This window comes from Microbacterium imperiale (assembly GCF_017876655.1).
GTDB lineage: Bacteria > Actinomycetota > Actinomycetes > Actinomycetales > Microbacteriaceae > Microbacterium > Microbacterium imperiale.
In genome coordinates this window covers 463644-485713 of record NZ_JAGIOK010000001.1, presented here as the reverse complement: position 1 = coordinate 485713, position 22070 = coordinate 463644, and the positions used below count along the sequence as shown (strand labels likewise).

Annotated in this window: 24 protein-coding genes and 1 tRNA gene; 17 read left to right on the top strand and 8 right to left on the bottom strand. The window is 70.9% G+C overall.

Annotated features, from left to right (window positions below; genetic code table 11):
* The first annotated feature begins 33 nt into the window (after positions 1-33).
* Complete coding sequence (locus tag JOF37_RS02330) at positions 34-2112, top strand: PTS fructose transporter subunit IIABC (RefSeq protein WP_210004730.1); 2079 nt, start codon at positions 34-36, stop codon at positions 2110-2112.
* A 12-nt stretch (positions 2113-2124) separates the two neighbouring features.
* Positions 2125-2394, top strand: a complete 270-nt coding sequence (locus tag JOF37_RS02325) for an HPr family phosphocarrier protein (protein ID WP_210004729.1) — start codon at positions 2125-2127, stop codon at positions 2392-2394.
* A gap of 69 nt (positions 2395-2463) precedes the next feature.
* On the opposite strand, the gene JOF37_RS02320 is transcribed toward JOF37_RS02325, so the two are convergent.
* Positions 2464-3102 carry an MBL fold metallo-hydrolase gene (locus tag JOF37_RS02320; RefSeq protein ID WP_210004728.1) on the bottom strand — a complete coding sequence of 213 codons (639 nt, stop codon included), beginning with the start codon at positions 3100-3102 and terminating at the stop codon, positions 2464-2466.
* 120 nt (positions 3103-3222) lie between these two features.
* Here JOF37_RS02320 and JOF37_RS02315 point away from each other — a divergent pair.
* Positions 3223-3298 (top strand) — tRNA-Glu (locus JOF37_RS02315).
* A 55-nt stretch (positions 3299-3353) separates the two neighbouring features.
* Here JOF37_RS02315 and JOF37_RS02310 read toward each other — a convergent pair.
* Positions 3354-4418: a DUF4349 domain-containing protein gene (locus JOF37_RS02310; protein ID WP_210004727.1), complete on the bottom strand. Its 1065-nt coding sequence runs from the start codon at positions 4416-4418 to the stop codon at positions 3354-3356.
* Complete coding sequence (locus JOF37_RS02305) at positions 4415-4975, bottom strand: RNA polymerase sigma factor (RefSeq protein WP_210004726.1); 561 nt, start codon at positions 4973-4975, stop codon at positions 4415-4417. Before JOF37_RS02305 ends, JOF37_RS02310 begins: the two co-directional genes overlap by 4 nt.
* A gap of 115 nt (positions 4976-5090) precedes the next feature.
* On the opposite strand from JOF37_RS02305, the gene JOF37_RS02300 reads away from it, so the two are divergent.
* From JOF37_RS02300 to JOF37_RS02270, 7 genes are all read left to right on the top strand, one after another.
* Positions 5091-6164, top strand: a complete 1074-nt coding sequence (locus JOF37_RS02300) for a TerC family protein (protein ID WP_210004724.1) — start codon at positions 5091-5093, stop codon at positions 6162-6164.
* A gap of 150 nt (positions 6165-6314) precedes the next feature.
* Positions 6315-7763, top strand: coding sequence for a 3-isopropylmalate dehydratase large subunit (leuC, locus tag JOF37_RS02295; protein ID WP_210004721.1), 1449 nt, complete (start codon positions 6315-6317; stop codon positions 7761-7763).
* A 2-nt stretch (positions 7764-7765) separates the two neighbouring features.
* A complete protein-coding gene (gene leuD, locus JOF37_RS02290) occupies positions 7766-8362 on the top strand; it encodes a 3-isopropylmalate dehydratase small subunit (protein WP_210004718.1) in 597 nt (198 codons plus the stop codon).
* Between the two features lie 72 nt (positions 8363-8434).
* Positions 8435-9802, top strand: a complete 1368-nt coding sequence (gene murA / locus JOF37_RS02285) for a UDP-N-acetylglucosamine 1-carboxyvinyltransferase (RefSeq protein WP_210004717.1) — start codon at positions 8435-8437, stop codon at positions 9800-9802.
* Between the two features lie 3 nt (positions 9803-9805).
* Positions 9806-10570 (top strand): lysophospholipid acyltransferase family protein, encoded by a 765-nt coding sequence (locus tag JOF37_RS02280; RefSeq protein ID WP_210004716.1) that lies wholly within the window; start codon positions 9806-9808, stop codon positions 10568-10570.
* Entirely contained in the window at positions 10560-11696 is a 1137-nt protein-coding gene (locus JOF37_RS02275) for an NAD(P)H-dependent glycerol-3-phosphate dehydrogenase (protein WP_245338080.1), read from the top strand. The genes JOF37_RS02280 and JOF37_RS02275 overlap by 11 nt, the downstream gene beginning before the upstream one ends.
* Positions 11596-12699: a D-alanine--D-alanine ligase family protein gene (locus tag JOF37_RS02270; protein ID WP_210004714.1), complete on the top strand. Its 1104-nt coding sequence runs from the start codon at positions 11596-11598 to the stop codon at positions 12697-12699. Before JOF37_RS02275 ends, JOF37_RS02270 begins: the two co-directional genes overlap by 101 nt.
* A 6-nt stretch (positions 12700-12705) precedes the next feature.
* On the opposite strand, the gene JOF37_RS02265 is transcribed toward JOF37_RS02270, so the two are convergent.
* Positions 12706-13218, bottom strand: a complete 513-nt coding sequence (locus JOF37_RS02265; RefSeq protein ID WP_210004712.1) for a DUF3515 family protein — start codon at positions 13216-13218, stop codon at positions 12706-12708.
* Between the two features lie 77 nt (positions 13219-13295).
* Here JOF37_RS02265 and thiL point away from each other — a divergent pair, with 77 nt between their 5' ends.
* Complete coding sequence (thiL, locus tag JOF37_RS02260) at positions 13296-14294, top strand: thiamine-phosphate kinase (protein ID WP_210004710.1); 999 nt, start codon at positions 13296-13298, stop codon at positions 14292-14294.
* Here thiL and rsmD read toward each other — a convergent pair.
* Both rsmD and JOF37_RS02250 read right to left on the bottom strand, forming a co-directional pair.
* Complete coding sequence (gene rsmD / locus JOF37_RS02255) at positions 14264-14860, bottom strand: 16S rRNA (guanine(966)-N(2))-methyltransferase RsmD (RefSeq protein ID WP_210004708.1); 597 nt, start codon at positions 14858-14860, stop codon at positions 14264-14266. The two genes, thiL and rsmD, sit on opposite strands and share 31 nt — an antisense overlap.
* Positions 14857-15447 carry a 1-acyl-sn-glycerol-3-phosphate acyltransferase gene (locus JOF37_RS02250; RefSeq protein ID WP_210004706.1) on the bottom strand — a complete coding sequence of 197 codons (591 nt, stop codon included), beginning with the start codon at positions 15445-15447 and terminating at the stop codon, positions 14857-14859. The genes rsmD and JOF37_RS02250 overlap by 4 nt, the downstream gene beginning before the upstream one ends.
* A gap of 62 nt (positions 15448-15509) precedes the next feature.
* On the opposite strand from JOF37_RS02250, the gene JOF37_RS02245 reads away from it, so the two are divergent.
* From JOF37_RS02245 to mutM, 6 genes are all read left to right on the top strand, one after another.
* Positions 15510-17669: an ATP-dependent DNA helicase RecG gene (locus tag JOF37_RS02245; RefSeq protein ID WP_210004704.1), complete on the top strand. Its 2160-nt coding sequence runs from the start codon at positions 15510-15512 to the stop codon at positions 17667-17669.
* A gap of 9 nt (positions 17670-17678) precedes the next feature.
* Positions 17679-18176 carry a pantetheine-phosphate adenylyltransferase gene (gene coaD, locus JOF37_RS02240; protein ID WP_210004702.1) on the top strand — a complete coding sequence of 166 codons (498 nt, stop codon included), beginning with the start codon at positions 17679-17681 and terminating at the stop codon, positions 18174-18176.
* A gap of 104 nt (positions 18177-18280) precedes the next feature.
* Positions 18281-18778 carry a YceD family protein gene (locus tag JOF37_RS02235; RefSeq protein WP_210007642.1) on the top strand — a complete coding sequence of 166 codons (498 nt, stop codon included), beginning with the start codon at positions 18281-18283 and terminating at the stop codon, positions 18776-18778.
* Positions 18779-18780: 2 nt separating this feature from the next.
* Positions 18781-18990, top strand: coding sequence for a 50S ribosomal protein L32 (gene rpmF, locus JOF37_RS02230; protein WP_013586329.1), 210 nt, complete (start codon positions 18781-18783; stop codon positions 18988-18990).
* A gap of 26 nt (positions 18991-19016) precedes the next feature.
* The gene (rnc, locus tag JOF37_RS02225) at positions 19017-19694 is read left to right on the top strand and encodes a ribonuclease III (RefSeq protein WP_210007641.1); all 678 of its coding nucleotides are present in this window, start codon (positions 19017-19019) and stop codon (positions 19692-19694) included.
* Positions 19687-20580 (top strand): bifunctional DNA-formamidopyrimidine glycosylase/DNA-(apurinic or apyrimidinic site) lyase, encoded by an 894-nt coding sequence (gene mutM, locus JOF37_RS02220; protein WP_210004700.1) that lies wholly within the window; start codon positions 19687-19689, stop codon positions 20578-20580. Before rnc ends, mutM begins: the two co-directional genes overlap by 8 nt.
* On the opposite strand, the gene JOF37_RS02215 is transcribed toward mutM, so the two are convergent.
* On the bottom strand, positions 20531-21664 hold the full coding sequence (locus JOF37_RS02215; protein ID WP_210004698.1) for a GNAT family N-acetyltransferase: 1134 nt from the start codon (positions 21662-21664) through the stop codon (positions 20531-20533). The two genes, mutM and JOF37_RS02215, sit on opposite strands and share 50 nt — an antisense overlap.
* A gap of 50 nt (positions 21665-21714) precedes the next feature.
* Complete coding sequence (locus tag JOF37_RS02210) at positions 21715-21966, bottom strand: hypothetical protein (protein ID WP_210004696.1); 252 nt, start codon at positions 21964-21966, stop codon at positions 21715-21717.
* Positions 21967-22070: the final 104 nt, after the last annotated feature.

Here is a 22070-nt window from a genome sequence, read left to right as displayed (position 1 = left end):
CGACCCTCGAAACACCCGAACCAGGAGGACACCGTGTCCGACACCATCACCCCGGAGCTCGTCAGCCTCGACGCGCCCCTCGGGACCGATAAGCAGGACGTCATCCGCGCCCTCGCCGGCCTCGTCGCCGCGCAGGGTCGCGCGACCGACGCCGACGCGCTCGCGGCCGACGCGATCGCCCGCGAAGACAAGGATGAGACCGGTCTGCCGGGCGGCATCGCGATCCCGCACGCGAAGAGCGCCGCGGTGACGCAGGCGTCGCTCGCGTTCGCCCGCTTGCAGCCGGGCGTCGATTTCGGCGCACCGGACGGTCCCGCCGACCTCGTCTTCCTCATCGCGGCCCCGGCGCACGCGTCCGAGGAGCACCTCGCGGTGCTCTCCCGGCTCGCGCGCAGCCTGATGCAGGACACCTTCACGGCCGATCTGCGCGCCGCCGCCGACGCCGACGGTGTCGTACGTGTCGTGCGTACGGCGATCGGCGAGGGCGAAGCCGTGAGCGATGCGGCCCCTGCGTCCGCTGCGTCCACCCCGCCCGCCTCCGCCTCGGCGCCCGCCTCCGCGACGGCTGCCGACCTGCAGATCGACGGCCGTCCCGCCCGCATCGTCGCGGTGACCTCGTGCGCGACCGGCATCGCTCACACGTTCATGGCCGCCGACGCGCTCACCGCGGCGGGCAAGGACGCGGGCATCGACCTCGTCGTCGAGCCGCAGGGCTCGAGCGGGTACCAGGCGCTGCCGGCATCCGTCATCGACGACGCCGACGCCGTGATCTTCGCGACCGACGTCGATGTCCGCGAGATCTCGCGGTTCGCCGGCAAGCCCGTCATCCGCTCGGGTGTCAAGCGCGGCATCGAGCAGCCGGCCCAGATGATCCGCGAGGCGGTGGCTGCGGCATCCGATCCGAACGCGGCACGCGTGAGCGGGACGGCGGGTGCGTCGTCGGGGGAGACGAGCACCCAGAACCTGTCGTGGGGCGCGCGGATCCAGCGCATCCTGCTGACCGGAGTCAGCTACATGATCCCGTTCGTCGCCGGCGGTGGTCTGCTCATCGCGTTGGGCTTCGCGCTCGGCGGCTACGAGGTGACGGCGAACGCGTCGAAGGTCATCATCGACAACGCGCTGTGGAACCTTCCCACGACCGACATCACGTCGCCCTTCGGACCCCTGGGCCAGTACCTCGGCTCCGTGGCGTTCATGATCGGGTCGACCTCGATGGGCTTCCTCGTGGCGGCCCTCGCCGGCTACATCGCGTACGCGATCGCCGACCGGCCCGGCATCGCCCCCGGATTCGTCGCGGGAGCGATCGCGGTGACCATGAGCGCGGGCTTCATCGGCGGTATCGTCGGCGGTTTCCTCGCGGGCTTCGTCGCCTGGTGGCTGGGACGCCTGCCGGCCCCCCGGTGGCTGCGCGGACTCATGCCCGTCGTGATCATCCCGCTCCTCGGGTCGATCGTCGCCTCGGGTCTGATGATCCTGTTCCTCGGCCGCCCCATCGCCGCGCTGATGGCGCTGCTCACCGACGGCTTGACCTCGCTCACGGAGAGCGGAGCCGGCCTCATCGTCGTCGGCGTGATCCTGGGTCTCATGATGTGCTTCGACCTCGGCGGTCCGATCAACAAGGTCGCCTACGTCTTCGCCACGACGGGACTCGCGGCCGCCTCGACCGAGAACACCGCGCCGTACCTGATCATGGCTGCCGTCATGACCGCGGGCATGGTGCCGCCGTTGGCGCTGGCCCTCGCGTCGACGGTCCTCGCCCGTCCGCTGTTCACCCCGGTGGAGCGCGAGAACGGCAAAGCGGCCTGGCTGCTCGGAGCGGCGTTCATCAGCGAGGGAGCGATCCCCTTCGCGGCCGCCGACCCGCTCCGCGTCATCCCCGCCTCGATGGTGGGCGGCGCGATCACCGGCGCCCTGAGCATGGTGTTCACCGTGCAGAGCTATGCCCCGCATGGCGGCATCTTCGTGCTGTTCGCCATCAATCCGGTCTGGGGTTTCGTCGTCGCGCTTCTGGCGGGTACCGTCGTTTCTGCGCTGTTGCTCGTCGTGCTCAAGAAGTACGTCCGCAAGAGCTCCACCGCCCCGGCTCCGGCCGAGGCGACCGCGACCGTCTGAGGAGACACCACCATGGCAGAACGCACCGCCACCATCGCCAGCAGCTCGGGCCTGCACGCGCGCCCCGCGAAGCTCTTCGTGCAGGAGGTGCAGTCGAAGGGCGTGCCCGTGACCATCGCTGTCGAGGGCGGTCCCGACCTCAACGCCGGCAGCATCCTGAGCATCATGGGCCTCGGTGCGTCGAAGGGCTCCGTCGTCACGCTCAAGGCTGAGGGCGAGGGTGCCGAGAAGGCGCTCGACGAGCTCGCCGCCTTCCTCGAGATCGACCACGACGCGGCCTGACGCCAGATCACACGCACGGATGCCGTGGACCTTCGGGTCCACGGCATCCGTCGTTCAGCGGAGGCGCTCTCAGAGGTCGGTCGCGTCGCCCGGGTCGAGCGCGACGAACTCGCCGCCGTTCTGCGCCGCCGCCCACGTCAGTCGCTCGCGCCCCATCGCCAGGCCCGCGGGCGAGAGGGTCATGTCGTGCGTCGCGAAGACGCGGCGCGGCTTGACGGCCAGCACGAAGTTCATGGCGTCGCCGATCTTGAGCCACGGTGCGCCCACGGGCGCCGCGAGCAGCGTCACGTCGGCGCCCTTCGGGACGGCATAGGAGTCGCCCGGATAGTAGAACTCGTCGTCGACGAGCACGCCGACGTTGTCGATGACCGGGATCGACTCGTGGATCACCGCGTGGCGTCCGCCGAAGAACTTCAGCCGGAACGGGCCGGCCTCGAGCTCGTCGCCGGGGGACACCTCGCGGATGTCGAAGCCGGCCGCCGCGCGGACGACGCCCTCGGGGCCGTAGATCGGCACGGAGGGGAACTCCTCGAGGATGCGCGCGAGGTGCTGCGAGGTCCAATGGTCGGGGTGCTCGTGCGTGATCACGACGGCTGCGAGACCGTGGAGATCCGCCAGCGGCTCGGTGAACATCCCGGGGTCGATGAGCAGGGTCTTCCCGTCGCGCTCGAGGCGCACACAGGCGTGTTCGTGCTTGGTGACGTGCATGCTTTCAGTCAACGCCCGACACGCCCGAGAGAGCAATGCCGGCCTCGATTTTGCCCGATGCGCGAGGCCGTGGCATACTTTAACGGTTGCCTCCGGAGCCCCGGAGAAAACGAAAAGTACGGCCCCATCGTATAGCGGCCTAGTACGCCGCCCTCTCACGGCGGTAACGCGGGTTCGAATCCCGCTGGGGTCACCAGACGAAACGCCCATCCGAACGGATGGGCGTCTCGCATATCCGCGGTTGCGACCGCTCAGTCGGTGGTGGTCGTACGGCGTGCCCGTCGGCGGCGGACCGCCGCGAGCGCGAGTCGCACCGACAGCGCCGCGACCGCGAGCACAGCGAGCCAGGGGAGCGCGAACCCCAGCCCGACGACGACCGCGTTGAACGCCGCGACGATGCCGTTCCACCCGGCGGCGAGTCCGTCGGCGAACCCCGCGGGGTCCGCATCGACCGCTGCGGCCGGTTCGTCGAGCTGCACGCTCAGCGACGAGAAGGCGACCTGAGACTCCAGCGCGGCGAGCTGCTGCTGGAGCGACTCGAGGTCGGCCTGCCGTTCCACGAGCGCGGACTCGGCGGCGATGAGATCGGCCACCGATCCCGCTTGGCTCAACAGATCTGTCAGCCGGTCGACCGACGCCTGCCCGGCGGCGACACGCGCGCGCAGATCGATCGTCTGCGTCGTGACGTCGTCGCGCGAGACCTGCGAGCTCTCCACCTCACCGACGTCGGCGAGCCCCGCCAGGACGCCCTCCAGGTTCGCGGCGGGCACCCGCACCGACACCCAGGCGGACGCTGACGGTGCCGGCCAGGTTGCGGCATCCGGCAACGGCGGCACGGTTCCGCCCCCGACGCTGAGCGACTCGACGTAGCCGCCCGCGGCGATCGCCGCCTCGGTGATCCGCTCGGCCGCTCGCTGCGGGTCGGCGACCGTCACCGTCGCGGATGCCGTGGTCAGGACCTCGCGCTCGGCAGGAGCCTCGACCCCTTCCTCGCGGATGGGCGCGCCCGTCGTGCCCTCGTCCAGGCTGAACGGCGCGAGCCCTTCGCTCGTCCCGGCGCCGTCAGCCGGCGCGGGCGCCGCGGACTCCGCTGATCCGGTCGACGTCGTCAGCTGCGGCGCGAAGATGAACGCGGCGACGAGAACCACTGCGGCCGCGCTCGAGGTCACCCACACGGTGCGGCGGCGCCGCCGGCGCCGGGCGGCGGTCGCGGCATCCCGCTCCGAGCGCTCCGTCCGCTCGCGCGCGATGTCGGTGAAGAGGGCGTCCTCCATCTCCGCGATGCGACGCTCTTCGAGGATCGGCAGATCGGTCATGACCCCTCCGGTTCGACGGCCGCCCGCACGTGCGTGCGGATGCGGGAGAGACGGTTTCGGACCGCGCCGTGGCTGACCCCGAGCCGGTCAGCCGCGGCCTGGTAGGCGTAGCCCTGCGCGGCGCACAGTCGGAAGATCTCCTGGTCGAGCGCGCTCAGTGAGCCGACGGCGGCGAGGATGCGGTCGACCAGGTCGGCCTGCACCACCTGCCTCTCCACGTCGACGGTGTCGGCGATCTCGGCGGCATCCTCGTCGGTGAGGTGGCGGCGCTCGAGCCCGCGTCGGCGCAAGCGGTTCGCGCTCTGGAAACGGCAGATGGTCGCGAGCCAGGGGAGCAGCGATTCGCCCAGGAGCTCGAGCTCCGGCAGCTTTCGCCACGCGACGAGGAAGGTCTCCTGCGCGACGTCCTCCGCGTCGGCGGGATCGCGCAGCAGGCCGTGGGCGATCCAGTACACCGGGCGGACGTAGGCGCGGTAGAGCGCGCGGAAGGCGTACTCGCTCCCGCCCGCCGCAGCGGCGACGAGTTCGGCATCACCGCGTGCCGTCGTGTCCGTCATCCCTGTGCGCCCTTCCTTCACCCCTCAGTGTCGCGGCTGCGGAAACCGTCTCACCCCGCCGGCCGCTGCGGAAGGCGGGTGTAGTCTCGGGAGGCTTCCTCCCCGAAAGGCTCGCATGGACCTCCCCGTGCCGTTCCAGATCGTCGCGCTCGTCGTGCTGGTTCTCGTGCTCATCGCCGACCTGCTCATCATCGTCAAGCGACCCCACATCCCGTCGCCGAAGGAATCGACGCTGTGGGTGCTGTTCTACGTCGGCCTCGCGCTGGCGTTCGCGGGCATCCTCTGGGCCGTCGCCGACGTCGAGCACGCGGGGCAGTTCGTCGCGGGCTGGCTGACCGAGTACAGCCTGTCGATCGACAACCTGTTCGTCTTCGTGCTGATCATGAGCCAGTTCTCGGTGCCCCGGCGCTACCAGCAGAAGGTGCTGATGGTCGGCATCATCATCGCCCTGGTGCTGCGCGGTCTGTTCATCCTGGCCGGGGCCGCGATCATCGAGCAGTTCAGCTGGGTGTTCTACATCTTCGGCGCCTTCCTGATCTATACCGCGATCAAGCAGGCGTTCCCGGGCGGCGACCACGACGACGACGTCAAGCGAGAGAGCTTCCTCGTGCGCATCGTGCGGCGCACCGTCGACATCTCGGAGGAGTACGACGGCCCGAAGGTCCGCACCGTGGTGAACGGCAAGCGCATGTTCACGCCGATGATCATCGTCTTCGTGGCCATCGGGGTGACCGATCTGCTGTTCGCGCTGGACTCGATCCCGGCGATCTTCGGCATCACGCAGGACCCGTTCCTCGTGTTCACCGCCAACATCTTCGCCCTCATGGGCCTGCGACAGCTCTACTTCCTGCTGGGCGATCTCCTCGACCGGCTCAAGTACCTGCACTACGGCATCGCCTTCATCCTCGCCTTCATCGGCGTCAAGCTCGTGCTGCACGCGATGCACGAGAACGAGCTGTTCTTCATCAACGGCGGCGAGCACATCGAATGGGCCCCCGAGATCTCGACCTGGGTCTCGCTCGGGGTCATCATCGCCTCGATGGCGGTCGCCACGGTGGCCAGCCTCATCGCCGCTCGGCGCGAGGGCGCGACCGCCCAGGACCCGGATGCCGCGGCGGCAGCTGTCGCGGACGAGCAGGGCACCCCGGCGACGGTCGAGCAGCCGCCGGCCCCCGACGACCGGTCATGATCGGACGGAGCCGACGGGCCCGGTGGTATCCTGGCGCCATGCGGATCGCTCGCCTTCTCCTTAGCGGCCGCGGCGAGGTCTCGTTCTGAGCCCCTCCTCGCCGCGGAGTCCGTCGCGGGCTTGATCCGGTTCGCAAGGAGAACGACACCCATGAGCATTCCCACCCCGCCCGCACGCCCGCGCACCCTGGCCGAGAAGGTCTGGGACGACCATCTGGTCGTGAAGGGCGAGAACGGTCAGCCCGACCTCATCTACATCGACCTGCACCTGGTCCACGAGGTCACGAGCCCGCAGGCGTTCGACGGTCTGCGTGCCGAGGGGCGCCCGCTGCGCCGCCTCGACCTGACGATCGCGACCGAGGACCACAACACCCCGACGCTCGACATCGACAAGCCGATCGCCGACCTGACGAGCCGGACGCAGATCGAGACCCTGCGTCGCAACGCCGAGGAGTTCGGCGTGCGGCTGCACTCGCTGGGCGACGCCGAGCAGGGGATCGTGCACGTCGTCGGACCGCAGCTCGGTCTGACGATGCCCGGCATCACCGTGGTCTGCGGTGACAGCCACACCTCGACCCACGGTGCGTTCGGCGCGATGGCCTTCGGCATCGGCACGAGCGAGGTGGAGCACGTCATGGCGACCCAGACGCTGCCCCTCAAGCCCTTCAAGACCATGGCGATCACGGTCGAGGGCGAGCTCAAAGAGGGCGTCACCGCGAAGGACATCATCCTCGCCGTCATCGCGAAGATCGGCACGAACGGCGGTCAGGGCTACGTGCTCGAGTACCGCGGCAGCGCCATCCGCTCGCTCTCGATGGAGGGCCGCATGACGATGTGCAACATGTCGATCGAGGCCGGCGCGCGCGCCGGCATGGTCGCGCCCGACGACATCACGTTCGAGTACGTCAAGGGCCGTCCCCACGCCCCGACGGGGCAGGACTGGGATGACGCGGTGGCGTACTGGCGCACCCTGCCGAGCGACGAAGGCGCGGTCTACGACGCCGAGATCTTCATCGATGCCGGCGAGCTCGAGCCGTTCGTGACCTGGGGCACCAACCCCGGGCAGGGCGTGTCGCTCAGCGCGGCGGTGCCCTCGCCCGACGACTTCACCGACCCGGACGAGAAGGCAGCAGCCCAGCGGGCGCTCGAGTACATGGACCTCGAGCCGGGCACGCCGCTGAAGGAGATCCCCGTCGACGCGGTCTTCATGGGCTCGTGCACCAACAGCCGCATCGAGGACCTGCGGGCGTTCGCCTCGATCATCGAGGGGCGTACCAAGGCGGACGGCGTCCGCGTCATGGTGGTTCCCGGCTCCGCGCGGGTGCGGCTGGAGGCCGAGGCCGAGGGTCTGGACCGCGTGTTCACCGAGTTCGGCGCCGAATGGCGCTTCGCCGGCTGCTCGATGTGCCTCGGCATGAACCCCGACCAGCTCGCCCCCGGCGAGCGATGCGCGTCGACGAGCAACCGCAACTTCGAAGGCCGGCAGGGCAAGGGCGGGCGCACGCACCTGGTGTCGCCGCTCGTCGCCGCTGCCACCGCTGTGCTCGGACGGCTCGCCAGCCCGAGCGATCTGCCCGCGCGCGAGAAGGTCGAGGCCTGAGCATGGACAAGTTCGAGACTCACACCGGGATCGTCGCGCCGCTGAAGCGCTCCGCGGTCGACACCGATCAGATCATCCCCGCGGTGTACCTCAAGCGGGTCACCAAGACCGGATTCGAGGACGCCCTCTTCGCCAACTGGCGACAGGACCCCGACTTCATCCTGAATCAGCCGCATTACGCCCACGCGTCGATCCTGGTCGCCGGCCCCGACTTCGGCACGGGCTCGAGCCGTGAGCACGCCGTCTGGGCGCTGCGCGACTACGGCTTCCGCGTCGTGCTCGCGCCGAAGTTCGCCGACATCTTCCGCGGCAACGCGGGCAAGCAGGGCCTGCTCGCCGGGGTCATCTCGGAGGCCGACCGCGACGCCATCTGGGCGGCGGCCGAGGCGCAGCCCGGCGTCACCATGACGGTCGACCTCGCGGCGCGCACGGCCTCGATCGGCGACCTCCGCGTCCCCTTCGAGATCGACGATTACACTCGATGGAGGCTCCTCGAGGGACTCGACGACATCGGGCTCACGCTGCGCAACGAAGAGGCGATCGCGCAGTTCGAGGCGCGCCGTGAGGCGTGGCGACCTCGGACACTCCCCGTCGCGTAGCCCCGGATCACGCCCCCGCACGGCGGGGCACCGATCCGTCCCGCCCTCGATGATCAAGTGAGGAACCCCTGGATGAACACTCTCCCGAGTGAGTCGACGCCGCCTGCGAACGGCATCCGTCGAGAAGACGGCGAGATCCTCGAGATCCGCGGCGGACGCCCGCTGGTGGGCCGCGTCGACGTGAAGGGCGCGAAGAACTTCGCGACCAAGGCCATGGTGGCCTCGCTGCTGGGCGAGACCGAGAGCGTGCTGCGCGACGTGCCGGCCATCAGCGACGTCGCCGTCGTGCGCTCCCTCCTCGAGGTGCACGGCGTGACGGTCGCCGACGACGGCGAGGGCACGTACCGGCTCGACCCGAGCGGCGCCGAGTCGGCGGGCTTCGAGGAGATCGACGCGCACGCGGGAGCATCGCGCATCCCGATCCTCTTCTGCGGACCGCTCCTGCACCTCCTGGGCCAGGCGTTCATCCCCGACCTCGGTGGATGCCGCATCGGCGATCGCCCGATCGACTTCCACCTCGACGCGCTCCGCAAGTTCGGCGCGATCGTCGACAAGCAGCCCAGCGGCATCCGGCTCTCGGCTCCCGAGGGGCTGCACGGCGCCGACATCGAGCTGCCGTACCCCAGCGTCGGAGCCACCGAGCAGGTGCTGCTCACGGCGGTGCGGGCGAAGGGCACGACCGAGCTGCGCAACGCGGCCATCGAGCCCGAGATCATGGACCTGATCGCGGTGCTGCAGAAGATGGGCGCGATCATCTCCTACGAGCCCAACCGCGTCATCTTCATCGAGGGCGTCGACAAGCTCCGCGGCTACGACCACCGGTCGATCTTCGACCGCAACGAGGCCGCGTCGTGGGCGTGCGCCGCGCTGGCGACCGACGGTGACATCTTCGTCGCCGGCGCCAAGCAGCAGGAGATGCTGACGTTCCTCAACGTCTTCCGCAAGGCGGGCGGCGACTTCGACATCCAGGAGGACGGCATCCGCTTCCGCCGGGCCGGCGCACTGCGCCCGGTCTCGGTCGAGACGGACGTCCACCCGGGCTTCATGACGGACTGGCAGCAGCCGCTCATCGTCGCGCTGACGCAGGCCGAAGGCGTCTCGACCGTGCACGAGACCGTGTACGAGAACCGGCTGGGCTTCACGCAGGCGCTCAACAAGATGGGCGCTCAGATCGTCGTCCACCCCGAGGGCATCGCGAGCCCCGACCGCCGCGTGCCGCGTCGCGCGCTAGAGCAGGCTGCGGTCATCACCGGTCCGACGCCGCTGCACGGAGCGGATGTCGTCGTGCCCGACCTCCGCGGCGGCTACAGCTACGTCATCGCGGCGCTGGCCGCCGAGGGCGTCTCGGTCGTCCGCAACGTCGGCATCATCCGCCGCGGCTACGAGAAGTTCTTCGACAAGCTCACGGCCCTGGGCGCTGACTTCGACGTCATCGGCTGAGCGGTGAGCGAGATCCGTCGTCGCGCTTCCGCCGAGAAGACGAAGCCGACCCCGTTCTGGCTGGCCGCCGCCGTCGTCGTACCGGCGGTGGGCCTCCTCGCCAAGATCGAGATCGAGGGCGGCGAGCATCTGCCCGAGAACGGGCCGTACGTGCTCGCGCCCAACCACTACAGCGAGTTCGATCCGATCATCGTGGCGGTCGCGACCTGGCGTCTCGGCCGGGCACCGCGGTTCATGGCGAAGGAGAGCCTGTTCCGGGTTCCCGTCGTCGGCGGCGTGCTGCGCGGCCTCGGCATGATCCCGGTCTCGCGCGCGACCTCCGCGTCCGCCGCGGGCCAGGCGATCGCGCAGGCGGCCGAGCTCGTCGCGGACGGTCGCGGCGTCATCGTCTACCCCGAGGGGTCGCTCACCCGCGAGCCCGACCTGTGGCCGATGCGCGGAAAGTCGGGCGCGGTGCGGGTCGCGGTCGCCGGCGACATCCCGATCATCCCGGTCGCGACGTGGGGCGTGCAGTCGATCCTGCCGCGCTACGGCAAGCTCAGCCTGTGGCCGCTGCGCAAGCGCGTGCGGGTGCGGTTCGGACCGCGCGTCGAGCTGCCGTTCGCGGCTGGGCAGACGCCCTCGCCGGCGCAGCTGGTCGCGGGAACGGATGCCGTCATGGGACGCATCGCCGGACTCCTCGGCGAGCTGCGCGACGAGCAGCCGCCCGCGCACCGCTGGAACCCCGGCGAGCACGGTCAGAGAGAGACGGGTCGCCTTGAGTCGTAAGCCCGACACCGCCGCCCCGCGCGTCGCCGTCATCGGCTCGGGCAGCTGGGGCACCACGTTCGGCAAGGTGCTCGCCGACGGCGGCGCCCGCGTCACGATGTGGGCCCGGCGCGCCGAGCTCGCGCACGAGATCCGCGAGGGCAAGCGCAACAGCCAGTACCTGCCCGGAATCAACCTGCCGCGGTCGATGACCGCGACGCACCGTCTCGCGGAGGCGCTCGACGGCGCCGAGCAGGTGTACCTCGCGGTCTCGAGCCAGGCGCTGCGCGAGAACCTCACGGCGATCCGTCCGTTGCTGGCGGAGGGGACGATGCCCGTCGTCTCGCTCATGAAGGGCGTCGAGAAGCGGTCGGGACTGCGGATGAGCCAGGTCATCCAGCAGGAGCTGGAGTGCGACCCGAGCCGCATCGCGGTCGCATCGGGCCCGAACCTCGCGCTCGAGATCGCCCGGCAGCAGCCGACTGCGGCGGTCATCGCCTCGTCGAGCCAGGAGACGGCCGAGGCCGTCGCCCGTCGCTCGCGCAACGCGTACTTCCGCTCCTTCGTGAACACCGACGTCATCGGCACGGAGTTCGGCGGCGTGCTCAAGAACCTCATCGCCGTCGCGATCGGCATCGTCGACGGCGTCGGCTACGGCGAGAACACCAAGGCGTCGATCATCACACGCGGACTCGTCGAGATGACCGACTTCGCGGTCGTGCAGGGCGCCCAGCCCGAGACGCTGCAGGGCCTCGCCGGCCTCGGTGACCTCATCGCGACGTGCCAGTCGCCGCTCAGCAGGAACAACACCGCGGGTCGCCTGCTCGGGCAGGGCTACTCGTTCCAGGATGTCGTCAAGCAGATGGATCAGACGGCCGAAGGCCTCGCGTCCGTCGCGCCCGTGCTGCAGCTGGCGCGCGAGGCGGGCATCCGCATGCCGATCGTGGAGCAGGTCAAGATGGTCCTCGACGGCACGATGAACCCCCGCGACATCGCCCCCCACCTGACCACTGACGACGACAAGCCGACCGGCGAGAGGACCCACCATGGCGACGACAGCAGTAGCGGTGCTTTTCGGCGGGCGCTCCAGCGAGCATTCGATCAGTTCCGCCACGGCGGCCGGGGTGCTGCGGGCGATCGACCGTGATCGCTACCGCGTGATCCCGATCGGGATCACGCGCGAGGGGGCTTTCGTCCTCGAGGACGACGACCCCGACAAGTTCGCGCTGAACCCGGAGCGGATGCCCGAGGTGGCCGACAACGGCACGCGCGTGCTGTGGCCCGAGCCGGGCGGGCGCCGCGAGCTGCGGGTGCGCCGGGCCGACGGTGCCGTCGACACGCTCGGGGAGATCGACGTCGTCCTGCCCATCCTGCACGGACCGCACGGCGAGGACGGCACCATCCAGGGCTTCTTCGACACGCTTCAGCTGCCTTACGCGGGCGGCGGCGTGTTCGACTCGGCGCTGTGCATGGACAAGCACTTCATGAAGGTGGTCCTGCAGGCCGCAGGCATCCCGGTGGCACCGTGGATCACGGTCGACCTCGCGCGCTGGCGGCGCGATCCCGAGGGCGTGCGCGCGGATGCCGCTGCGCTCGGGGTGCCCAGTTTCGTCAAGCCCGCCCGCGCGGGATCGAGCGTCGGTGTGTCGAAGGTGCACGCGGCGGACGAGCTCGACGCGGCGCTGGAGCTGGCGTTCGCCGAAGACCGCAAGGTGCTCATCGAGCCGGCGATCGTCGGACGCGAGGTCGAGGTGGCGGTGCTCGAGGGGCGCGGAGACGCACCCGCCCGGGCCTCGCTGCCGGGTGAGATCGTGCTGACCACGCGCGAGTTCTACGACTTCGAGGGCAAGTACCTCGGCGGGGACGGGGCCGAGGTGGTGTGCCCGGCTGACGTGACGGCCGACGAGATCGATGCGCTGCAGCGCATGGCGGTCGCCGCGTTCGACGCCGTCGACGGGCGCGGACTGGCGCGTGTCGACTTCTTCCAGACCCCGGACGGTCTCGTCGTCAACGAGCTGAACACGATGCCCGGCTTCACGCCGATCTCGATGTTCCCCAAGTGCTGGATCGCCTCGGGCCTCAGCTACGGCGAGCTCATCTCCGAGCTGGTAGAGGTGGCACTGGCGCGCGAGGCGGCGGTCACCGGCTGAGCCCGATCAGGGCGTGACGGGGGTCGGGACCGGCGTCGCCTCAGCGCGGTCGACGCACGCGGCCCCGGTGCGCGGCAGGCGCGCGACGACGGGGGAGAGGGACTCGAGCACGTCCCGGCTCGACACGCCCTGAACGTCCTCGGTGATCTCGGTGTCGAAGAAGAGCTCGACGGCGGGCTCGCGTCCGAACGTCGTCACCCGGAAGCGCGGAGCCTCGGACTCGTCGATGACCCAGTCCACGCCGGCGACGGACTCGCAGCGCAGGGTCGTCGGGCCGGGGCTGGGGACGCCGCACGAGAAGATGACGGTCGTGGGGTCGCCCCACGCCGCGGTCGACTGGCTGTCGGTCCACCGGCGTTCCGCTCCGGCCACCGAGTCGGGCAGACGCACCATGACCTCGGCGCACTCGGGGGCGTTGGCCTGGGGGGCGGCAGGGACCGCCACCGTGCCGGCGCAGCCGCCGAGCAGCAGCGTCGCCGAGACCATGACGAGTGCGGGGATCGTGCGGCGGCGCGGCATCCCTCCAGCGTACTGCGCCGTCCGCGGCGCCCCGCCCGTCACCCTGCCCCGTCTGCGCGGCGGGGTAGCGTGAGGGGATGCCCGACCTGCACCCCGCCGCGACCGTCGGCGACCTCTCGGAGGACGTGATCCTGGCGCGGATCCTCGAACGGCTGGGCCCCGCCGACGTGGCGGTCGGCCCGGGCGACGATGCCGCTGTGCTCGACCTCGCCGACGCGCGCGCGGTCGTGACCACCGACACGCTCGTGCACGGGCCCGACTTCCGGCTGGCGTGGTCCAACGGTCGCGACCTCGGCGCGAAGTCCGCCGCCGTCAACCTCGCCGACATCGCCGCCATGGGGGCCCGGCCCGTTGCGCTGTTCGTGGCGCTCGCGATGCCGCCGAGCACGACGCTCGCCTTCGTCGAAGACCTCGCGACCGGCCTGCGCGAGGCGTGCGACGAGCTCGCGCCCGGATGCCGCGTCGCCGGCGGCGACCTGACGATCTCCGAGACGCTGACGATCGCCGTGACGGCGATCGGCGAACTGACGCCGGGAGGGCGTCCGGTCCTGCGATCGGGCGCGCGCGTCGGCGACGTCGTGGCCATCGCCGGCGACGTCGGCGTCGCGGCGGCCGGGCTCGACATCCTGTTCGAGCGCTTCCGCGATGCCGCGGGCGAGCCGGTCGCCGTCGACGCGTCGGTGCTGACCGATGCGGAGCGCGCCGCCGTCGCGGGTCAGCTGCGGCCGCGACCGCCCATCGCCGCGGGGACCCGGGCGGCCGCCGCGGGCGCCACCGCCATGATGGACGTCTCGGACGGCCTCGTGCGCGATGCCCGGCGCCTCGCGCGTGCCTCGGGTGTGACGCTCGACCTGGAACGTGCGTCGCTGGAACCCGACAGCGAGCGGGCGCTGCGCGGCGGGGAGGATCACGCGCTGCTGGCGACCTTCCCCGCGCAGACGCCGCTTCCCCGGCCCTTCCGGATCATCGGCGTCGTGCGCGACGCGGGTGAGGCCACCGTCACGGTCGACGGCGTTCCGGCCGACGGGCCCGGGGGATGGGACCCTTACCGAGACTGGGACGGCGCCGCGGGCTGAGCGCCGCGCTCGGTGCGTTCGTACCACCACAGGGCGGTGTCGCCGTAGCGCTTGGAGCGGAGCGCCCGCAGCGTTTCCGGGACCGCCGGTTCGGCGGATCGGGCCGCTCGCTCGACGATGACGAGGGCGTCGTCCGCGGCGGCGTCGTCCACGAGAGCGAGCGTCTGCGCGAGGGCGGAGTCGTCGAGGTCGTACGGCGGGTCGAGGAAGATCAGGTCGAACTGCGCCGACGTCGATTGCAGGAAGGCATCGGCGCTCGAGCGGTGCACCCGGACGACAGCCGTCGGCACCGCGCGGCCGACGGTGCGGGCGTTGCGCTCGGTGACCGCCGCGGCCGACGGGGCCTTCTCGACGAGATCAGCCGAGGCGGCGCCCCGACTGACGGCTTCGAGCCCCAGCGCGCCCGAGCCCGCGTAGAGGTCGAGGACGCGTGCGCCGGGCAGAACGCCCGCGGCATCCAGTCCCCCGAACAGCGATTCGCGGACGCGGTCGCTCGTCGGGCGGGTGCCACGGTCCGGCACGGCGAGGGTGAGCGACCCGGCGGCGCCGGAGATGATGCGCGTCACGGCGCGGTCTCCCCGGCGCGGCCCTCCTCGTCGCGCAGGCGCGGCTCGCTGCGCAGCTCGGGGCGGAACCCCGCTTTGTCGGCGTAGAAGGCGCGGATCACGGTCATGTCGGCGGCGACGTCGCCCGTCAGCTCGATCGTCGGTCCGAGCCCCGCCGTCATGGTGGTGCGATCAACGTATCCGAGCGTCACCGGCATGCCGGCCGCGCGGGCGATGCGGTAGAAGCCGGACTTCCACCCCGACCGGGAGGTGCGCGTGCCGTCAGGCGTGATGACGAGGCCGAACACCTCGCCGGCGGCGATCTGCGCGAGCACGTCCGCCACGACGCGCGAGGGATCGTCGCGGTCGACGGGGATGCCGCCGAGCCGGCGCATCGGGCCGCCCCGCCAGCCGCGGAACAGGCTCTTCTTGCCCAGCCACCGGATCGGGACCTGCAGTCGCCACGCGATGGCGAGCATCAGGACGAAGTCCCAGTTCGACGTGTGAGGTGCGCCGATCAGCACCGTCGGGCGAGTGGGTGCCGGCGTGGTGACCAAGCGCCAGCGGCTGAACGTCCAGAACAGGCCGGCGATCGCGCGTCGAAGCATCCTCTTACCGTAGGGCCTGACGGGACGGCGCACTGTCGGCGGTCCTGCCTAGACTCGTCGTCATGCCGCAGTTCGCCCTCGATACCCCGTTGGTGGATGCCGTCGGCGAGAAAGTGGCCGCAACTCTCGCCCGTGCCTTCGACATGGCGACCGTCGCCGACCTGCTCGCGCACTACCCGCGCCGGTATGCACGACGCGGCGAGCTGACGCCCATCTCGTCCCTGCCCGTCGGTGAGATGGCCACCATCGTCGCCGAGGTGCAGTCGGTGTCGGAACGGCCGATGCGGCAGCGCAAGGGGTCGCTCATCGAGGTCGTCATCAGCGACGGCGTCGGCACGGCGACTCTCACCTTCTTCGGGCAGAAGTGGCGTCTGCAAGAGCTGCGGCCCGGCCGGCAGGGCATCTTCTCGGGCAAGGTGGGCGTGTTCAAGGGCAAGCAGCAGTTCGCCCATCCCGACTACGAGCTCTTCGACGACGAGGTCGAGGCGCGCGTGACGGCGGTCGCGCGCAGTCTGGAGCCGATCCCGATCTACCCGGCGACGAGCACGGTCACCAGCTGGCAGCTGCGCAAGATCATCGCCGACGTCATCGCCAAGCTGGGGCCCGTGCCCGATCCGCTCCCCGAGGAGCTGCGCGCGCGCGAGCAGCTCCTCGACGCGCGCACCGCGCTGGTGCAGGCGCACACGCCCGTCGTTCCCGAGCATGTCGCTCCCGCGTTCGCGACGCTGCGGATGCACGAGGCCTTCGTGCTGCAGGCGGCGCTGCTGCAGCACCGCATCCAGGTTCGTCAGCTCGCGGCGACCGCGCGACCGGCGGGCGAGCTGCTCGATGTCTTCGACGCCGCGCTGCCGTTCGAGCGCACGCCCGACCAGATCGCCGTCGGCGAGGTAATCGCCGCCGACCTGCAGAACGAGTGGCCGATGAACCGCCTCGTGCAGGGAGAGGTGGGTTCGGGCAAGACGCTCGTCGCGCTGCGCGCGATGCTGCAGGTCGCGCAATCCGGAGGGCAGTCCGCGCTCATCGCCCCGACCGAGGTCCTCGCCGCCCAGCATGTCCGCTCCATCGCACGCATGCTCGGCCCCCGCCTCGCCCCTGAGCTGATGCCGACGCTCCTGACCGGTGCACAGCCGGCCGCCGAACGTCGCAAGGCCGCGCTGCGGGCGGCATCCGGTCAGGCGCGGATCGTCGTGGGCACGCATGCCCTCTTGAGCGCATCGACGACCTTCGCCGACCTCGGCCTCGTCGTCGTCGACGAGCAGCACCGCTTCGGGGTCGAGCAGCGCGAGGCGCTGCGGGCCAAGGGCAGCTCGCCGCACGTCCTCGTGCTGACGGCGACCCCGATCCCGCGCACGGTGGCCATGACGGTGTTCGGCGACCTCGACGTCTCGACGATTCGCACGATGCCCACCGGCCGCGCCGGGATCAGCACCTTCGTCGCGCCGCTCGCCGAGAAGCCCGGCTGGTTCGGCCGGGTCTGGGAGCGCGTCGCCGAAGAGGTCGCCGCGGGCCGGCAGGCGTTCGTCGTGTGCGCCGCCATCGACGCCGAGAAGGCGGTCGTCGACGACACCGACGATCCCGGAATGCTCGAGGACGGAACCCGCACGCGCACGCGGTGGGGTGTCGTGCAGGCGCGCGCGATGCTCGACGAGCACCCCTCGTTCCGCGGCCTGCGTATCGCGACCTTGCACGGCAAGATGCCCGCCGACGAGAAGGATGCCGTCATGCAGGCCTTCGCTCGCGGCGAGATCGATGTGCTCGTGGCGACGACGGTTGTCGAGGTCGGCGTGGACGTGCCCAACGCCTCGACGATGGTCATCCTCGAGGCCGAGCGCTTCGGCGTCTCCCAACTCCACCAGCTGCGCGGGCGGGTCGGCCGCGGCAGCGTGCCCGGACTGTGCCTGCTCGTCACCGAAGCCGACCCCGACACCGCGGCGCGATCCCGCGTCGAGGCCGTCGCGGCGACCCTCGACGGCTTCGCGCTGGCCGAAGTCGATCTCGAACTGCGCGGCGAGGGGGACGTGCTCGGCGACGCCCAGTCCGGCGCCCGCTCGTCCCTGCGACTGCTGCGCGTCGTCGCCGACGCCGACCTCATCGCCCAGGCTCGCGACGAGGCGGCGCTCGTGCTGCGCGACGACCCCGACCTGTCGCGGCATCCGGGCCTTGCGAGCGCGATCGCCCGGCGACTGGGCGAGGACGAGCGCAGCGCGCTGCACAGGAACTAGGCTCGTGCCATGAGCAACCGGATCGCGGTCGTGCCCGGCTCCTTCGATCCGCCGACCCTCGGCCACCTGGACGTCATCCGCCGCGCGGCCGGACTCTACGACCAGCTGCACGTCCTCGTCGTCCACAACCCCGGCAAAGAGGCGATGCTCCCCATCGCCCAGCGCCAAGCGCTCCTCGAGCAATCGATCGAGGAGGCGGGGATCGAGGGCGAGATCGTCGTCGCGGCCTGGAGCATGGGACTGCTCGTCGACTACGCGACGGACGTCGGGGCCGGCATCCTGGTCAAGGGCATCCGGTCGCAGGTCGACGTCGCCTACGAGACCCCCATGGCGATCGTCAACCGCCACCTCGCGCAGATCGAGACGGTCTTCCTGCTGCCCGACCCGGCACACGCGCTCGTGTCGAGTTCGCTCGTCCGGCAGGTGGCCTCGCTCGGCGGCGATGTCTCGCCGTTCGTCCCCGGACCCGTCGCCCGCTTCCTCGACACCGGATCGCGCGGTATCTGAGACCGTCTCCGCCACGGCGACTACCATGGTCGATCGTGGGTAGAAAGCACGTCACCGGACCATTCGTCATCCCCGTGCGCGACATCGTGCACCAGCCGGGGGAGATGCGCGAGTTCGCCTTCAGCGTGCCCGCGCCCGAGAAGTGGGGCGAGGGCCTCGTCTTCGTCGCCGCGGCGCAGCCGATCGACATGGCGGTGCGCCTGGAGTCCGTGCACGAGGGCATTCTCGTCACGGCCGAAGCCGATACCGTCTACGAAGGCGTGTGCGGTCGATGCCTCACCGACCTGACACGCCCCCTCCGAATCGAGTTTCAGGAGCTCTTCGGGTATTCTGGGGACGAAGCGTCCGACTTCGAGGTTCAAGACGACCACGTGGATCTTGAAACTCCGGTCAGGGATTCGATCGTCCTGGCGCTTCCGTTCCAGCCGGTGTGTCAGCCGGACTGCCCCGGGCTCGACCCGGAAACGGGTGAGAAGCTGGCGCCGGGAACGCAGCCTGCCGAGCAGGAGAAGATCGATCCGCGCTGGGCCGCGCTGACGGCCTACACCCCAGACCACGACGACGCAGAGAACCGCGTCGCGCCCGACACAGAGAAGAGCTAGCCATGGCAGGTAACCCCCCGAAGCGGAAGGTCTCCCGCTCCAACACGCGTTCGCGTCGTGCGCAGTGGAAGGCCGAGGCGCCCGCCCTCGTCAAGACCATCGAGAACGGCAAGGTCGTCTACAGTCGCCCCCACCAGGCGAAGGTCGTCACCGACTCGCAGGGCACCGAGCTGTTCCTCGAGTACAAGGGTCGCAAGGTCGCCGACGTCTGACGTCGAGCGTCGTGACGGACACTCTGATGGAGCGCAACGCGCTCACCGACAAGCTCGGGGTCGATATCGACCCCGAGCTTCTGTCGCTTGCCCTGACGCATCGCTCGTACGCGTACGAGAACGGCGGGACGCCGCACAATGAGCGGCTCGAGTTCCTCGGCGACTCGATCCTCGGCCAAGCGGTGACGGTGCACCTGTTCCGCACCCACCCCGACCTCGACGAGGGGTCGCTCGCCAAGCGCCGGGCGAGTGTCGTGTCGACCGTCGCCCTCGCCGAGGTCGCGCGCACGATCGGTCTCGGCGACCACATCCTGCTCGGCCGCGGCGAGACCCAGACCGGCGGCCGCGACAAGGACTCGATCCTCGCCGACGCGATGGAGGCTGTGATCGGCGCCGCGTTCCTGTCGGCAGGACAGGGACCGGCGCAGGAGCTCGTGCTGCGGCTCGTGGCTCCGCTGCTGGCCGACCCCGCCCGATACGGCGCGGCGATGGATCCGAAGACGTCGCTCCAGGAGCTCGCCGCTCACCTCGAGCTCGCGCCGCCCGTCTACCGCGTCGAGGCGTCCGGGCCCGACCATCACCGTGTCTTCACGGCCACCGTCACGGTCGGCGACGTCTCGCGCAAGGGCGTCGGCTCGAGCAAGAAGCAGGCCGAGATGGCCGCGGCGCTGGCTGTCTGGCGCGTGCTGTCGGATCGTGCCTGAGCTCCCCGAGGTCGAGGTCGTCCGCGCGGGGCTCGAGCCCGCCGTCGTCGGCGCACGCATCGAGGCCTGCACGGTGCTCGACGCCCGTGCCCTCACGCGCCACTCCGGCACCCCGGAGTCATTCGAGCGGGAACTCACCGGCAGCTCGGTGGGCGCCGTCGCGCGACGGGGAAAGTTCCTGTGGTTCCCGGTGCGCGACACCGGCCGTGCCGTCGTGGCGCATCTCGGGATGAGCGGGCAGATGCTGCTGCGCGAGCCCGGCGCGCCGGTGGAGCGTCACGAACGGATCCGTTGGGACATCGTGCACCCCGAGCACGGCGAGCTCTCGGTGCTGTTCGTCGATCAGCGCACCTTCGGGTCGCTCGCCGTCGACGACCTCGTCGCGACCGCCGACGGCGCGCCCGGCGGAAGGGGCACCGACGCGGCCGCCGTCCCGACGCAGGTGTCGCACATCGCGCGCGACCCCCTCGATCCGGCGTTCGACCGGCGCCGCTTCCACGCCGAGCTCGCCCGGCGCGCACCGGCGATCAAGCGGGTGCTGCTCGACCAGGCGGTCGTCAGCGGCATCGGCAACATCTACGCCGATGAGGCGCTCTGGGCAGCCCGCATCCATCCCGAGACCTCGGCTTCGTCTCTGTCGCGTGTGGCGCGCGAGCGTCTCCTCGACGCCGTCGTCGCCGTGATGACAAAAGCCCTCGCCGAAGGCGGGACGAGCTTCGACGCGCAGTACGTCAACGTCAACGGGCAGGCCGGCTACTTCGCGCACTCCCTCGAGGCCTACGGCCGCACCGGCGCCGCGTGCACCCGGTGCGGCACGCCGATCGTGCGGGTCGCGTTCACGAACCGCTCGTCGCACTACTGCCCGCGGTGCCAGCGCCGTCGGTGACGGCGTCCAGCACTTTCTGCCACGCCCCCTCGTAGGACGCGGGAGCGAAGCCGATCGCCTCGTTGATGTCGAGCATCGGTCGGTTCTCCTCGGCGTTGTAGGTGATGACGCGCGGTGATTCCGGGGCGATGTCGCGCCAGGCGACGAGCGCCGCGCACTTGACCAGCATGCCGAGGCGGTGGCCGCGATGGTCTGCCGAGACCAGCGTGTCCTCCTGGAACGTCGCCCGGCTCTTGTCCGAGCCGATCACGAGCTCGTTGAACGCCACGAGGTCTCCCGTGGCGATGTGCTGCGCGGCGGTGACGAAGAGCGTCTGGCCCGCTTCGACGTATCGCGCATCGTGGCGTCGCACGCGAGCGGCATCCCAGGCCTCCTCGTCCACGGCCATGCCTCCCGTCGGTGCGTCGGTGGACATGCGCGACTTCAACCAGGCGTAGCCATCGAGGTGCTCGGCGGGTGTCGGTGCCGTCCAGTGCACGACGCGGTAGCCGGCCGAGGCCGCGCGCGCCGTCGCGAGCAGTCGGTCGACCGTGGACGCGGCTGACCGCAGGTCGAGGACGCTCTTGCGCTCGATCTGCTTGAGCTCGTATCCGTGACGCAGGAAGAAGCGCGCACGGCGGTCGAGCGGGATGTCGCCGAAACCGGTCGGTGCGGCCAGTCGCGGACCCGGTGCGTTCGTGTGCTCGGCGTAACTCTGGAGGGTGCGGCGGCCGTGGTCGCGCGCGGCTCGTTCGAGTACCGCGTACGCGGCCGTGCCGATGCCGCGGCCATGGAACTCCGCGAGCAGCTCGATGAGCCAGTACGCCGTGTCCGAGCCATCCTCGAGGGGAAGGTCGAGCCCGACGCGACCCACGATCCGCCCGTCCCAGCGGGCGACCCAGATCAGTCGGATCTCGTCGGGCGCGGGGCGGTAATGGGGAAGCAGCTCCTCGGGCCGCAGGTCCTCGTCCGTCGACCCGGTGATCTCTCGGTAGACGAGGTTGCGGACATGCGTCATCTCGCGGAAGTCGGCGGCATCTGCGTCGTCGATGTCGGTCGGGATGTGCAGGGGGTGCAGCTCGAGCTGCGGTGGTGGGGTGATCATGTCGGGTCTCTCGGGACGGAAGGTGCGGGGGCCCGGGGGCCCCCGCACGATCAACGGCGGACGGCGAGCAGGAAGGAGCGTTCCCAGGCGCGCTCCCGCGCCTCGCGAGCGGCGAGGTGTTCGCGAGCTCGTGCGACGGCCGGGGCGGTCGTGGCACGGTGGCGCGCACTCCAGACGATCAGGCGCAGGGCCAGTCGGAGGGCGAGGCGCTCGGTGAGGGTGAGCGGACGCGACAGCGTCGGCACCGCCTGGGCGGGTGCGACGGACGCGAGGGACGGGTGTCGTTCGACGACGGTGTTCATGGGGTCCTCGTTCGAGAGGGCGGGATTGCGAGGCGACGGAGACGTCGCAGAGCGCAGCGAGCGCTGCGTCCCGGCGAAGGTGACGAGCCGGGAGAGGGGCGGAA